The sequence below is a fragment of the Bradyrhizobium sp. Leaf396 genome, from assembly GCF_001424605.1.
In the GTDB taxonomy this organism is placed as follows: Bacteria; Pseudomonadota; Alphaproteobacteria; order Rhizobiales; family Xanthobacteraceae; genus Bradyrhizobium; species Bradyrhizobium japonicum_C.
In genome coordinates this window covers 86,306-99,472 of the sequence record NZ_LMQJ01000004.1, presented here as the reverse complement: position 1 = coordinate 99,472, position 13,167 = coordinate 86,306, and the positions used below count along the sequence as shown (strand labels likewise).

The 13,167-nt window shown below is 64.4% G+C and carries 15 protein-coding genes and 1 riboswitch; of the genes, 8 read left to right on the top strand and 7 right to left on the bottom strand.

Annotation, left to right across the window (positions count from 1 at the left end; genetic code table 11):
* Position 1: 1 nt before the first annotated feature.
* Together ASG57_RS05325 and pdxH are read right to left on the bottom strand one after the other, a co-directional pair.
* Positions 2–754, bottom strand: coding sequence for an SDR family NAD(P)-dependent oxidoreductase (locus ASG57_RS05325; RefSeq protein ID WP_024340289.1), 753 nt, complete (start codon positions 752–754; stop codon positions 2–4).
* Positions 755–804: 50 nt separating this feature from the next.
* Complete coding sequence (gene pdxH / locus ASG57_RS05320; RefSeq protein WP_024340288.1) at positions 805–1,446, bottom strand: pyridoxamine 5'-phosphate oxidase; 642 nt, start codon at positions 1,444–1,446, stop codon at positions 805–807.
* A 113-nt stretch (positions 1,447–1,559) separates the two neighbouring features.
* Here pdxH and ASG57_RS05315 point away from each other — a divergent pair, with 113 nt between their 5' ends.
* Together ASG57_RS05315 and ASG57_RS05310 are read left to right on the top strand one after the other, a co-directional pair.
* Complete coding sequence (locus tag ASG57_RS05315) at positions 1,560–1,967, top strand: RT0821/Lpp0805 family surface protein (protein ID WP_024340287.1); 408 nt, start codon at positions 1,560–1,562, stop codon at positions 1,965–1,967.
* A gap of 108 nt (positions 1,968–2,075) precedes the next feature.
* On the top strand, positions 2,076–3,038 hold the full coding sequence (locus ASG57_RS05310) for a DnaJ C-terminal domain-containing protein (RefSeq protein ID WP_057195811.1): 963 nt from the start codon (positions 2,076–2,078) through the stop codon (positions 3,036–3,038).
* Positions 3,039–3,405: 367 nt separating this feature from the next.
* Here the strand turns inward: ASG57_RS05310 and ASG57_RS05305 are convergent, their stop codons facing one another.
* Both ASG57_RS05305 and ASG57_RS05300 read right to left on the bottom strand, forming a co-directional pair.
* Complete coding sequence (locus ASG57_RS05305) at positions 3,406–4,176, bottom strand: anti-sigma factor family protein (protein WP_057195810.1); 771 nt, start codon at positions 4,174–4,176, stop codon at positions 3,406–3,408.
* 105 nt (positions 4,177–4,281) lie between these two features.
* Complete coding sequence (locus ASG57_RS05300; protein ID WP_024340284.1) at positions 4,282–4,770, bottom strand: sigma-70 family RNA polymerase sigma factor; 489 nt, start codon at positions 4,768–4,770, stop codon at positions 4,282–4,284.
* Between the two features lie 172 nt (positions 4,771–4,942).
* On the opposite strand from ASG57_RS05300, the gene fabI reads away from it, so the two are divergent.
* The 4 genes from fabI (at position 4,943) to ASG57_RS05280 (ending at position 8,970) form a co-directional block, all read left to right on the top strand.
* Complete coding sequence (gene fabI / locus ASG57_RS05295; RefSeq protein ID WP_024340283.1) at positions 4,943–5,758, top strand: enoyl-ACP reductase FabI; 816 nt, start codon at positions 4,943–4,945, stop codon at positions 5,756–5,758.
* Positions 5,759–5,771: 13 nt separating this feature from the next.
* Entirely contained in the window at positions 5,772–6,371 is a 600-nt protein-coding gene (locus ASG57_RS05290) for a histidine phosphatase family protein (RefSeq protein ID WP_057195809.1), read from the top strand.
* A gap of 180 nt (positions 6,372–6,551) precedes the next feature.
* The gene (aroC, locus tag ASG57_RS05285; RefSeq protein ID WP_024340281.1) at positions 6,552–7,640 is read left to right on the top strand and encodes a chorismate synthase; all 1,089 of its coding nucleotides are present in this window, start codon (positions 6,552–6,554) and stop codon (positions 7,638–7,640) included.
* Between the two features lie 115 nt (positions 7,641–7,755).
* A complete protein-coding gene (locus ASG57_RS05280; RefSeq protein WP_057195808.1) occupies positions 7,756–8,970 on the top strand; it encodes an adenylate/guanylate cyclase domain-containing protein in 1,215 nt (404 codons plus the stop codon).
* Here the strand turns inward: ASG57_RS05280 and clpS are convergent.
* The 3 genes from clpS to ASG57_RS05265 form a co-directional block, all read right to left on the bottom strand.
* Positions 8,948–9,253, bottom strand: a complete 306-nt coding sequence (gene clpS, locus ASG57_RS05275; protein ID WP_024340279.1) for an ATP-dependent Clp protease adapter ClpS — start codon at positions 9,251–9,253, stop codon at positions 8,948–8,950. The two genes, ASG57_RS05280 and clpS, sit on opposite strands and share 23 nt — an antisense overlap.
* 190 nt (positions 9,254–9,443) lie before the next feature.
* Positions 9,444–9,827: a fluoride efflux transporter CrcB gene (gene crcB, locus ASG57_RS05270; RefSeq protein ID WP_057195807.1), complete on the bottom strand. Its 384-nt coding sequence runs from the start codon at positions 9,825–9,827 to the stop codon at positions 9,444–9,446.
* Between the two features lie 28 nt (positions 9,828–9,855).
* Positions 9,856–11,058, bottom strand: a complete 1,203-nt coding sequence (locus tag ASG57_RS05265; protein WP_057195806.1) for an MFS transporter — start codon at positions 11,056–11,058, stop codon at positions 9,856–9,858.
* A gap of 121 nt (positions 11,059–11,179) precedes the next feature.
* Positions 11,180–11,256: riboswitch (Fluoride riboswitch) on the bottom strand.
* 288 nt (positions 11,257–11,544) lie between these two features.
* On the opposite strand from ASG57_RS05265, the gene ASG57_RS05260 reads away from it, so the two are divergent.
* Positions 11,545–12,405 carry a DUF1194 domain-containing protein gene (locus ASG57_RS05260; protein ID WP_024340276.1) on the top strand — a complete coding sequence of 287 codons (861 nt, stop codon included), beginning with the start codon at positions 11,545–11,547 and terminating at the stop codon, positions 12,403–12,405.
* A gap of 114 nt (positions 12,406–12,519) precedes the next feature.
* Entirely contained in the window at positions 12,520–13,155 is a 636-nt protein-coding gene (locus ASG57_RS05255) for a hypothetical protein (protein WP_057195805.1), read from the top strand.
* The last annotated feature ends 12 nt before the right edge of the window (positions 13,156–13,167 follow it).

The following is a 13,167-nucleotide window of genomic DNA, read 5'->3' as shown; positions in this document are numbered from 1 at the left end:
CCTACACGTGCTGGCCGCCGTTGATGTGGATTTCGGCGCCGTTGACGTACGAACTGGTTTCCGTACACAGCACGTAGATGATCTTGGCCACCTCGTCGGGCGTGCCGAGGCGATGCATCGGGATCTGCTGCTCGACGATCTTCTCGGTGCCCGGCGACAGGATCGAGGTGTCGATCTCGCCAGGTGCAATCGCGTTGACGCGCACGCCGACGCGGCCGAAGTCGGACGCCATCTCGCGCGTCAGCGAGGCAAGGGCGGCCTTCGAGGTCGCGTAGGCGGCGCCTGCGAAGGGGTGCACGCGCGAGCCCGCGATCGAGGTGACGTTCACCACCGAGCCCTTGGCCGCCTTCAATTCCTCGATCAGTCCGCGGGCCATCATGATCGGCGCGAAGAAGTTGACGTGGAAGACGTGCGTCCAGGTGTCGAGGTCGGTGTCGACCGAGCCGAGCCGCGTGCCGCCCGGTCCCTTCGGCGAGATCGCGGCATTATTGACCAGCGCGTGCAGCGTGCCGCCCTCGAGCCGGTCGCGAATTTCGGAGATCGCACGCGTTGTGTCCGCCGGGTTGCCGAGGTCGACCTGGATGTGGTCTTCAGGGCCGGCGTCCCACGGGCAGTCCTCCGGGAATGGATGCCGCGAGCAGGTGATCACCCGCCAGCCTGCAGAAGAGAAACGGATCACCGTGGCGTGGCCGATACCGCGGCTGGCTCCGGTCAGGAGCAGAGTGCGACGCGGCGCATTGGACGAATGCGGCATGGACATCTTTCAGGTCGGCGCAAGTCTCGAGATAAGGTTCAAGATGAGTCTCAAGGATACATCCGCGTCTTGGACCATTTCTGGCCGGCCGCGTCACGGCGAAATTCGATGCGGTCGTGCAGCCGGAACGGGCGGTCGTGCCAGAACTCGATCCGCAACGGCGTGATGCGCCAGCCGCTCCAGCCTGGCGGCCGCGGCACGTCCCCGATGACGTATTTGGCCGCAACCTTGGCGATGGCTTGTTCGAAGGCGAAGCGGCTCTCCAGTTCTTGCGACTGCTTGCTCGCCCAGGCGCCGATCTGGGCCTGCTTGGGGCGGGTGGCGAAATAGGCGTCGGCTTCAGTGTCGGTCACCGGCGTCACGTTGCCGCGGATGCGGACCTGACGGCGCAGCGACTTCCAGTGAAAAAGTAACGCTGCTTTAGGGTTTGCGGCGAGTTCGCGGCCCTTCTGGCTGGCGATGTGGCTGTAGAAGACGAAACCCTCGGTATCGAATCCCTTCATCAGCACCATGCGCACGTCAGGCAGCCCGTCAGAGTCCACCGTCGCGAGCGCCATGGCGTTGGGATCGTTCGGCTCGCTCTTGATCGCCTCGTTCAGCCAGGCCTCGAACAGCGCAAATGGCTCGTCGGCGGCGGTGAAATCACCGGATGTTAAGGGTGTCTGGTGTTTCATCGAGGTCGTGTCGGTCATGTCTGGAGTCCGAGTTGCGTCCCGCGGCCCAAAACGCGTTGTTGTCCGCTAACGCCCTATATAGGGCATGGGAACGCGTTGGCCTATCGGCGATCCGGCCCTCCGGCTTTGTCATGACCGTCGTTCTCGTCGGTCTCGGTGCCGGCGGCTGCAGCTTTTCCCGCAATGAACAGAGCGCCTACGCCAAGGTCGACGACAGCGACCTCACCGGCTCGATCGCGCGGCCGGCGAAGGACGCGTCCCCGACCGAGACCGATCTCGCCTTCACCCGCAACGCCGCCTCCGATGTCCTCAGCAAGGGGGACAAGGATTCCAGCCAGCACTGGGAGAATCCGGAAACGGGCGCGCGCGGTTCGGTGACGCCGATCGCGCAGTCCTATGCGGCCGAGGACGGACGCAAGTGCCGCGACTTTCTGGCAAGCTACGTCAACGGCAGTACCGAAAGTTGGCTGCAGGGCGCCGGCTGCCAAAGCGGCCGTGGCCGTTGGGAGATTCATACGCTAAAGCCGTGGCGCAGCTAGGTTCAGGACGCGCTCCTAGTTGCAAAAATGCCACTCTCTTCCCACATGATCGGCAGGTGGGGCGGGGAGCCCTTTGGACAATTCGATTTCTTGAAGGAGATGTGACGAATGCGCGACCCCTATGAGGTCTTGGGGGTGCCGCGGAGCGCCAGCGCTGCCGCGATCAAGAGCGCCTATCGCAAGCTGGCCAAGAAGCACCATCCGGACAGCAACAAGGGCGATCCCAAGGCGGCCGAGCGCTTCGCCGAGATCAACTCGGCCAACGAGATCCTCGGCGACGAGGATAAGCGCAAACAGTTTGACCGCGGCGAGATCGATGCCGACGGCAAGCCGCGCTTCCAAGGCTTTCCGGGCGGCGGAGGCCCGCGCGGCCGTGCGGGTCCGGGCGGGTTCGAAAGCTATACGTTCCGGAGCGGCGGCGCGGGCGGCCCGGGCGGTGGTGCGTTCGAGGATATCCTCAACAGCATGTTCGGCGGCGGCATGCGCGGTGCCCGGCCGGGGGCCGGCGGCGGCGCCCAGTTCGACTTCGATACCGGCGGCATTGGGCTCGATCTCGACGTGAATGTTGCCATGTCCGTCTCGCTGGAGGAGTCGGTCAAGGGTGGCGAGAAGCGCGTCCGGCTGCCGACGGGCAAGGAGCTCAACGTCAAGATTCCGGCTGGTGTCTCCGAGGGCCAGCAGATTCGGCTCCGAGGGCAGGGTGAGAGCGCACAGGGCCATCCGCCCGGCGATCTCCTGATCACCATCAACATCGCGCCGCACCCGTTCTTCAAGGTCGAAGGCGCCGACCTCCGGATCGACCTGCCGGTCACGCTCTACGAGGCGGTGCTCGGCGGCAAGGTCCGCGTGCCGACCCTCGGCAACGCCGTGGAGCTCTCGGTCCCGAAAAACACCTCTAGCGGCCGGACCTTCCGGCTGAAGGGCAAGGGCCTGCCAAAAGCTGGCGGGACCGGGGATCTCTTCGTCACTGTCAGGATTATGCTACCGGACGGGAACGACGCCGAGCTTGAAGCATTGATGGAAAAGTGGCGGGACCAAGACCCCTACAATCCGCGGAGTGGGCTCGGTTAGGGCGCTATCCGAGCCGCCTCGACGCGTGGAGCATTCTCTTCCCGGAAGGATAATGCTCAACCTGCGCGTGAAAGCGCGCATCGCGCTTCGACGTGAACGCATATGACGTGTCGGCTGTCCGGCGGGGCAGTCGATAAAAAGGTGCGGCCTCGAGAGGGGGACCAGCGCGGTACCAAAGCCCCAATCGAGGCCGCCCGCGTCGATCGGCGGATCGAACGCCGCTCATTTTCGCGTGATCATCCGGTGCGATAATGAGACGCGTCGATGTCTTCATTCCAAATTTTCAATGACGGAATCGAGGCGCGACGTTTCCGGCCTCTTCTTGGCGATCCAATGCATTGCTTCGGCGGTGGCCCGGCCGTCCGATTTAGCTGCCGTTCTTTTCGGCCTGGTCGTAGACCGCCTGCGCGACCTTGGTCAGCCGGTCGCGATCATTGCCGCCGCTGACGACATAGCCGACGCCGCGCTCGGCCCAGAACAGCGCCCCGTCCTTGTCCGCCTTGGCGTAGCGCATCTGCGTCGCGCCGTTGTCGGTCTTGGCCGTGTAGATCGTGTACCGCTCGCCCGAGGTGCCCTCATACATCAGGAACGACGCCGGACCGTTCGGTCCCGGCAGAAGCCGGCCCCCGACGAGCTTCAGCCCGCTGGCTTCCAGGTTCGGCGCGAGTACGGTCCAGCCGCAGCGTCGGGTCAGCCAGGCCTGCAGATGGTCACGCTCGTTGCCGCCGACTTCGACGGGGTGGCGGACCTCGACGACATAGAGGCGGTGGGCGTCGAGCGCATCCGCCGTAAGACTCTGGAACGTGGAGGGTGCGTTGGCGGCACCATGCGCGACCCAACCAGCCGTGCCGCCGGCCACGAAAGCAACCAACGCCGCCGCGGCCGCGCCGTAAAGCCATTGCCGCGGGCGGCGCTCCAGCCGCTCCAGCTCCAGCCGTGCTGGTACCGGCTCGTGGGCGATGCCGTCGTAGCGAGCGTGCAGCATCTCGGCCATGGTGCGCCAGGACTGCACGCGCTCGGCCTCGTCGGGATGGGCAGCAAGCCAAGCCTCGACGTCGGGGCGGCGCTCGACCGGCAACTCGCCGTCGACATAGGCGTGCAGTTCGTCCTCGGTCACTGCGATCCTGCGGTCGTTCATATTGCTCGTCTCTGGCTCTGCGGCCCAAAAAATCGTTCGTAGTTCAACTTCGCTCGCGCCCTCGGCAGGCTGCGATCGCACCTTGCGCAATGCATCACCCTGTCCTCATTTCACTCGCCTGAGCACCGGGCGCTCGCCCTCCAGCGAGGCTTTGACGTGGGCCCTTGCGCGGGCCAGCCGCGACATCACGGTGCCGATCGGCACCCCCTGGATATCGGCGACCTCGCGATAGCTCATGCCTTCCAGCATCACCAGGAGCAGCACAGAGCGTTGCTCCTCGACCAGCGTCGCCAGTGCCTTCTCGATGTCGCGTCCTTCTGCCTCCGTCCCGCTGGCGTCCGGGTTGTTCTCCGTCAGCGGCATGAATTGAGGCCGCCTCGCCAGTGAGCGCCGCCGGTTCTTGTTGAGGTTGGTCAGGATCGTATAGAGCCAGCTCCTGACGTCGCCTCCGAGAAACAGCCGCTCCGAACGCAACGCGCGGACCAATGTATCCTGGACCAGATCGTCGGCCGTATCCGCGTCGCGCGTCAGCGCGCGGGCATAGCGGCGCAGCGCCGGGATCATGGCTTCCACATTCTGGCGAAACGCATTCATTGCGGTCTTAACGTCCCGGTATCAGGCGCGAGCGCCTCAGTGATCATAACACCCGAATGGAACAGCTATTCCGGCGCTCGAAACAGCGTTAACGCCGCGTATTAGGACTGTACCGCAGGGGAGGGCTGGTGTACCTCCAGACCTCAACGAGAGCTCGACGGGACGTTCAAAAATGGCGCAGAATTCAGGTCTGATGCAAGGCAAGCGCGGGGTCATCCTCGGCGTCGCCAACAACCGCTCGATCGCCTGGGGCATTGCCAAGGCCTGCCACGCCGCCGGCGCCGAACTCGCTTTCACCTATCAGGGCGATGCGCTGAAGAAGCGCGTCGAGCCGCTTGCCGCCGAGATCGGCGGGCTCGTGCTCGGCCATTGCGACGTGACGGATGCCGCGACCATCGATGCCGCCTTTGCCGTGCTGAAGGAGAAGTGGGGCAAGATCGACTTCCTGGTGCACGCGATCGCCTATGGCGAGCAACTCGACGGCCGCTACGTCGACACCACGCAGGAGAATTTCTCGAAGTCGATGCTGATCTCCTGCTATTCGTTCACGGCGGTGGCGCAGCGCGCCGAGAAGCTGATGACGGACGGGGGCTCGCTCATCACGCTGAGCTATTACGGCGCTGAAAAGTGGATGCCGCATTACAACGTGATGGGTGTGGCGAAAGCGGCGCTGGAAGCCAGCGTGCGCTATCTCGCCGCCGATCTCGGCGAGAAGAACATCCGCGTCAACGCCATCTCGGCAGGGCCGATCAAGACGCTCGCCGCGTCCGGCATCGGCGATTTCCGCTATATCCTGAAGTGGAACGAATACAACGCGCCGATGCGGCGCAACGTCTCGACCGAAGACGTCGGCGGCAGCGCGCTGTATCTCCTCTCCGACCTCTCACGCGGCGTTACCGGCGAGGTGCATCACGTCGATTCCGGCTATCACGTGCTGGGCATGAAGCGCCCGGACGCGCCGGACATCTCGCTGGGCGGGAAGGACTAGCCTCGAATCTGGAATGGCCGTGCCCACGATCTACTTCCTGCGCCATGGCGAGACCGAGTGGAACGCGCTCGGGCGATTGCAGGGCACCAAGGACGTTCCGCTCAACGCGCGCGGCCGCAGTCAGGCCGTGCACGCTGCCGGTGTTCTGGCCGATTTGTTCAAGCGCGATGGCAAGGACAGTGCCGCGCTGCCCTATGTGTCGAGCCCGCTCGGACGTGCGCGTCAGACCATGGAGCTCGCGCGCGGCAAGCTTGAGCTGCCGCCTGCCGACTATTCCCTGGACGATCGCCTCCGCGAGATCGGCTACGGCATTTGGGAAGGTTTGACGCTGGCCGAGAGCGAGGCCTCCGATCCGGACGTCTATGCGAAGCGTCTCGCCGACAAATGGACGGTCGCGCCCGCGGGTGGCGAGACCTACGCGGCGGTGCAGCTGCGCATGCTGGACTGGTACGAGTCGCTTCTGGTCGATACCGTCGCGGTGGCTCATGGCGGGACCTGCCGGGCCCTGATGGTGGCCTTGGGGCTCGAGACCCCCGCCGGTGCCGCCGAGCTCTTCATCGAGCAGGGCGCCGTCTACGTGTTCCGCGACGGGCGGCTGGAGAAGTTCAGCTAGGCCTGAGTTTTTCGCCATTCCGGGCGATGCGGAGCATCGAACCCGGAATCTCGAGATTCCGGGTTCGCCCTCCGGGCGCCCCGGAATGACGGGAACGGGGTTGAACGCCATGCCCCTCAGGGCTACGAACGTTGACAAACAACGTTTATGTAAAACGTCAACGCTAGGCGGCAGTTCGGCATGTCCTTCAACACCTTCGGCCACATGTTCCGCGTCACCACCTTCGGCGAAAGCCATGGGGTGGCGATTGGCTGCGTGGTCGACGGCTGTCCGCCCATGATCCCGCTGACCGAGGCCGACATCCAGAAGGACCTCGACCGGCGCCGGCCCGGACAGTCGCGCTTCACCACTCAGCGCCAGGAGCCGGACCAGGTGAAAATCCTGTCCGGCGTGATGGCGCATCCGGAGACCGGCGAGCAGGTGACGACAGGCACGCCGATCGGGCTTCTGATCGAGAACACCGATCAGCGCTCCAAGGACTATTCCGAAATCAAGGACAAGTTTCGTCCCGGTCATGCCGACTTCACCTATGAGGCGAAGTACGGCCTGCGCGACTATCGCGGCGGTGGCCGCTCATCCGCGCGCGAGACCGCAACGCGCGTCGCCGCTGGTGCGATCGCGCGAAAAGTGCTGCCCGACGTCAGGGTGCGCGGCGCTCTGGTGCAGATGGGCCCGTACAAGATCGACCGCGCCAAGTGGGACTGGGACGAGATCGCCAACAATCCGTTCTTCTGTCCCGACAAGGACAAGGCCGCGTTCTTCGAGACCTATCTCGACGGCATCCGCAAGAACGGCTCCTCGATCGGCGCGGTGATCGAGGTCGTCGCGGAAGGTGTACCGGCAGGTCTTGGCGCGCCGATCTACGCCAAGCTCGATTCGGATCTCGCAGCCGCGATGATGAGCATCAACGCGGTGAAGGGCGTCGAGATCGGCGCCGGCTTCGGCGCGGCCGAGCTCACCGGGGAGGAGAACGCCGACGAGATGCGCACCGGCAATGACGGCACGCGCTTCCTGTCCAACCATGCCGGCGGCGTGCTGGGCGGCATCTCCACCGGCCAGCCGGTCGTGGTGCGCTTCGCGGTGAAGCCGACCTCGTCGATCCTGCAGCCGCGTCTCACCGTCGATCGGCAGGGCGCTGATACCGAGATCTTCACCAAGGGGCGCCACGACCCCTGCGTCGGCATTCGTGCCGTTCCCGTCGGCGAGGCCATGATGGCCTGCGTGCTTGCCGATCACTTCCTGCGCGATCGCGGGCAGGTCGGACGTTGATGACCTTCCCTTCCCGTCGGGAAGAGGCGAGCGCATTTGCGGCCAAACCGTCTGTCACGGCACTAGGCGACGGCGCAGCTTGACGGCCCCGCAACTTTCGTCCCCAAATGCGGCCATGAACAGCTCCGAGCTTCGCCGCGTCTGCGATTGGCTGATCGACGGCGCGTGGTCGGCGGCGGAGCCGGCCGAGATGATCGCCGACTTCTGCGAACGTCTGGTCGCGGCCGGTCTGCCGCTGTGGCGGTTCGGCATATTCATTCGCACGCTGCATCCCGAAATCTTCGGCCGCAACTTCATCTGGCGGCGAGGTCAGGAAGTCGAGATCGGCGCTGTTGATTTCGAGATCCTGGACACGCCCGAATTCGCCCGCAGCCCGCTTCGCGTTGTGTTCGAGCAGGGCATCGAGGTGAGGGGACGCCCGAGCGATCCCGACAGCAAGCGCTTTCCGTTCCTCGAGGACATGCGGGCTGAAGGCGCGACCGACTATGTCGCGGTGCCGATGCCCTTTCTCGACGGCTCCGTCCACGCAACGAGCTGGATCACGCAGCAGCCCGGCGGCTTCAGCGATGGCGACATCGCGGCGATCCGCTCGATCATAGCGCCGCTCGCGCGCGTCAGCGAGATCATCAGCCTGCGCCGCACTGCCGAGATGCTGCTCGACACCTATGTCGGCAACCGTGCCGGCGCGCGCATTCTCGGCGGCCAAATCCGCCGCGGTCACAACGACACCATGCAGGCGGCGATCTGGCTATCGGACCTGCGCGGCTTCACAGCGCTATCGGACCGGCTGCCACCAGAGACAGTGGTCACGATCCTCAACCACTATTTCGACTGCCAGGTCGCCGCAATCCGCGGCCATGGCGGCGAGGTGCTCAAATTCATGGGCGACGGCCTGCTCGCGGTGTTTCCGATCGACGAATATGTCGGCGATGCCGCTGATGTCTGCGCGGGCGTGCTTGAGGCGGCGCGCGAGTCCCGCGCCAGCGTCGAAGCGCTCGCCATCCCGGTCGGCGATGCCGTCGAGCGCTTCCGCTTCGGCGTCGCGCTCCACGTCGGCAACATCCTCTACGGCAATATCGGCGGCGGCAACCGCCTCGACTTCACCTGCATCGGCCCTGCCGTCAATCTTGCAGCAAGGCTCGAGAAGATCACGGGGCGCCTGGGGCGGACGGTCGTCGCCTCGGAAGGCTTTGCCAATGTTTGTCGGCACGATTGGCTCGAACTCGGCGAATTTCCGATCGCGGGATTTTCCAAGGCGCAGCGCGTGTACGGGCTGGCGGATGAAACGTACGCGCAGGCGGCTGAGCCTATTCCTCCGGCTCGGTCGTGAACAGCAGCGGATAGCCCTTGGCGCGGCCGGCGTCGGTGGCTCGCGTCGCCTTGGTCTCGGCCACGTCCTTGGTGAATACCGCGACGACGCAGGCGCCAAGCTTGTGGGCGGTGATCATCACCTTGTAGGCCTGATCCTCGGTCATGCGGAATTCGGCCTTCAGCACCATGGTGACGAATTCGCGAGGCGTGTAGTCATCGTTGATCAGGATGACCTTGTGCAGCCGCGGCCGCTCGACCTTGGTCTTTGTCTTGGTTTTCGGCTTGCTGACGGTGTCGTTCATCGTATCCTGAAACCCCGGCCCTGATGAGCTCCAGCCGTTTCATCATAATGCAGGCACTCGTGCGGCTCCAAGCTGGTCGGCACGCCGCCATCATGCCGCTGCGAATGGGCAGGGATGCGGCGACCGCGCCTGCCCGCACCAGGTCAGCATTATCCTTTCGGAGAACCGCTGCACGCTGCTACATCCTACTCTAGGGAAGCGCGCGGACAAGCTGCATGGCGGCGATCAGGGCGCCTACGGACAGCGCCACCGATGCAATCATGTAGGCAGCCGAGGCCAAGGTCTGACCACGCTCGATCAGATACCAGGTATCCAGCGAGAACGTCGAGAATGTCGTGTAGCCGCCGCAAATCCCCACTGTCAAAAATATCCGGACGGTCTGCGGCAGGTTCCATCTCGTCGCGAACAGCGCGGCGAAGATGCCGATCAGGAACGATCCAGTCACGTTGATGATCAGCGTGCCCCAGGGAAAGTCAGTGCCGAAAGCACGGCCTGAACCGATTGCAGCGAGATAGCGCATGACGGCTCCGAGCGCTCCGCCGGCGGCCACCGCCAAAATGAATTGGATGTTCAATGTCCCGTTCCTCGGTTTTCAGTCTGCATCATCTGTTTCTTGCCGCCAGACCGTTGCCGACCGCAAGCAGTCCCACAAGCGAAACCAGCGCAAAGCCGAGTCCTGCCAGGAACGTGCCTTGAGGACCAAAGGCATCCCAAAGAGCGCCCGCGATCACGCTGGCGGCCAGCAAGGCAAGCCCGGTGAAGAGGTTGAAATAGCCGAATGCGGTGCCGCGCAGGCTTGGTGGCGCCGCGTCGGCGACGAGGGCCGAAAGCAGTCCTTGCGTCAGCCCCATGTGCAGTCCCCACAGCACGACGCCGAGCGCGAGACCCGCAAGGCTCGGGAGCAGGGCCAGCGCAAGATCAGCGCCGGCGAGGAGGACTAGACCGAGCGCGAGCAGGCCGGTCCGGTTGATCCGGTCCGAGAGGATCCCGGCCGGATAGGCTGACAGCGCATAGGCGACGTTCATCAGCACCAGCACCGCCGGCACCCACATCACGTCGAGGCCGATGCTCTGTGCGCGCAGGATCAGGAAGGCCTCACTGAAGCGCGCGAGCGTGAAGACAATCCCGACCGCGACGACGCGCCAGTACACCGCACCGAGCTGCCGCATGGCGGCGAGATTGAGCGGATTCTTCACAGGCACCCGGCTCGGATCCGGGTCAGGCTCATTCACGCCGAAGGTGATCAGTCCAAACGACAGAAAGGCCGGCAGCACCGCCACCCAGAACACGATCGTGAAATTGTCCGCCGTCCACCACATCAGCGCGATAGCAACCAGCGGTCCGAGGAAGGCCCCGATGGTGTCGAGCGATTGCCGCAGCCCGAAGCTCGCGCCGCGCAAGCCGATCGGCGCAATATCGGCGATCAGCGCATCGCGCGGCGCACCGCGAATGCCCTTGCCGACGCGGTCGATGAAGCGTGCCGCCACCAGCCATCCGACGCTGGGCGCGAGCGGAAACAGCGGCTTGGTGAAGGCGGCAAGTCCATAGCCGAATGCGGCCAGCAGCTTGCGGCGACCGAGCCAATCCGACAGCGCGCCGGAGAAGATTTTTGTGATCGAGGCGGTCGCCTCCGCAATGCCCTCGATGAAGCCGACGGTAAGCGTGGAGGTGCCGAGCACGGTGACGAGATAGAGCGGCAGCAGCGCGTGGATCATCTCGGAGGAGATGTCCATCAGCATCGAGACGAAGCCGAGCACCCAGATTCCCCTGGGCAGGGAGGTGCGCGGAGCATTCGGTGTCGTCATCGTCGCGCCTTCGCCGTGTCCTCGCCTTCGCCTGCTGGCCTTCGTCACCAGGCAACAAAAAACCCGCCATCGGCGGGTGTGTCCATGCTCCCGCCCAAGGCAGAGGCCGCAGATTGCCTCTCCTCAAGCAGGAGTCATCAGCCCACGAGGTCATCGACCGCCGGGCGGTTGTCGGGGGACTCCATCCCCATCTGTGTGAGCAACCCTAGCATGGAAATCGTGCCGGACAAGTGGGCCGGGCGCTCTGTCCCGCGACTCGTCGTGTCCGGTCGCTCGCATTCGAGCCCAAGGGCGCGAGGTGGCCTGCGGGGTTCCTGCGGCGCGACCGCGGCAAGACGACGGCAGCTTTGCGCCGAGCTCGCAAGTTTTCATCTTGAGACTTCTCGACCCGCGAACTCTTAACTCGAATGTGAAGCACAACCGATCTTCGGCCTTTGCGGCAAGGCGTTTGCATGTCACCATCGCGTCGTACGACGGGAGACTGCGATGCGTTTGCTGTTCTCGATCGGGGCTGTGCTGGTGGCCGGCATGTTTGCCGGAGGGGACGTCGCGGGCATCGCGGCACCGGGACCCAAGTTTGGAGCGCCCAGGAATCATCCGCAGCGACTCGCAGCCGACAAGGACGTGCAGGTCGACGTCGAACTGATCCTCGCGGTTGACGTGTCCTACTCCATGGACATGGACGAACTCGCGATGCAGCGCGAGGGCTATGCGCAGGCAATTCAGTCGAAGGAGTTCCTGCAGGCGCTGAAGTTGGGGCCGAACGGCCGGATCGCGGTGACCTATTTCGAGTGGGCCGCCTCCAGCGACCAGAAGATCATCATTCCCTGGCGGCTGGTCGACGGACCGGAGACGGCGGATGCAGTGGCCGCCGAGATCATGAAGACGCCGATCCGGCGCGCTTCGCGCACATCGATATCGGGCGCGATCAACTTCGCGATGCCGCTGTTTGATGAGGACCCCTATCGGGGCTTGCGCCGCGTCATCGACATTTCCGGTGACGGCCCCAACAACAATGGCGGTCCGGTCACGGTTGCGCGCGATGCCGCGCTGGAGAAGGGCATCGTCATCAACGGTCTGCCGATCATGGTCAAGGAGCCGTCCTATTCGACCATGGATATCGACAATCTCGATTTCTACTACGAGGACTGCGTCATCGGAGGGCCTGGCTCCTTCGTCATCACGATCAAGGAGCGCGACAAATTCAAGGAAGCGATCCGCACCAAGCTGCTGATGGAGGTCGCCGGCCGCACGCCGGAGCGGCCCGTAATGCGGGTTGCCGACAAGGAGCCGCGCGTCAACTGCCTGATCGGGGAGAAGATCTGGTCCGATCGGTGGGGGCGGTAAGACCACACTGACACCTTTTGCCTTACCGGCATGCAGTCGGATTTAACTGCTCGTTAACCGATGCATGACCCTAATCGGATGATCCCCGTAACCAGCCTACCTCCGAGCGGACCAGTGTCCATCGTCACGTCGAGCACCAACCAGATCTCGCCCGCCAACGAGCGGATGTATCGCCAGAGTGCTCTGGTCGGCGACTGGAAGGGCAATTGGGTGGGCAACAACCAGCCCGTCAGCTTCAAGGTCGTGAACATCCGTGGAGCCCGGGCGCAGGTCGAGTACACCCACAACGGCCGCACCGAGCGCGGCTTCGGCGAGGTCAAGGGTACGCTTATCACCTTCGGCGGCGTCACCGTCGGCACCAAGGACGGTAAGAACATGGTGCTGCTGTTCTCGGTGGGCGGCGTTGGCAAGCAGACCGCGAATCTCGAGAAGCAGGCGCCGCCGGCGTCCGACAGCCGTCTCATGGGAAGCTGGGGCGGCTATTCCAGCGACAACGGCAAGAGCGCGAGCTTCAAGGTGCTCGCCGTCAACGGCAAGGAGGCGCAGGTCAGCGTCACCACGGACGGCGTCACCCGCCAGGGCACTGGCTACGTCTACAAGAACGTCATCATGTTCGGGCAGACACAGATCGCGACCGACGACGGACAGAACGGCAAGGTCATCTATCAGGTCGGCACCAAATCCTTCATGGTACCAGTGACCAAATACCCGCCGGCAGATTCGTCCTCTTCAGTCGACAAGACGGCATAGCCGTTCACGGCG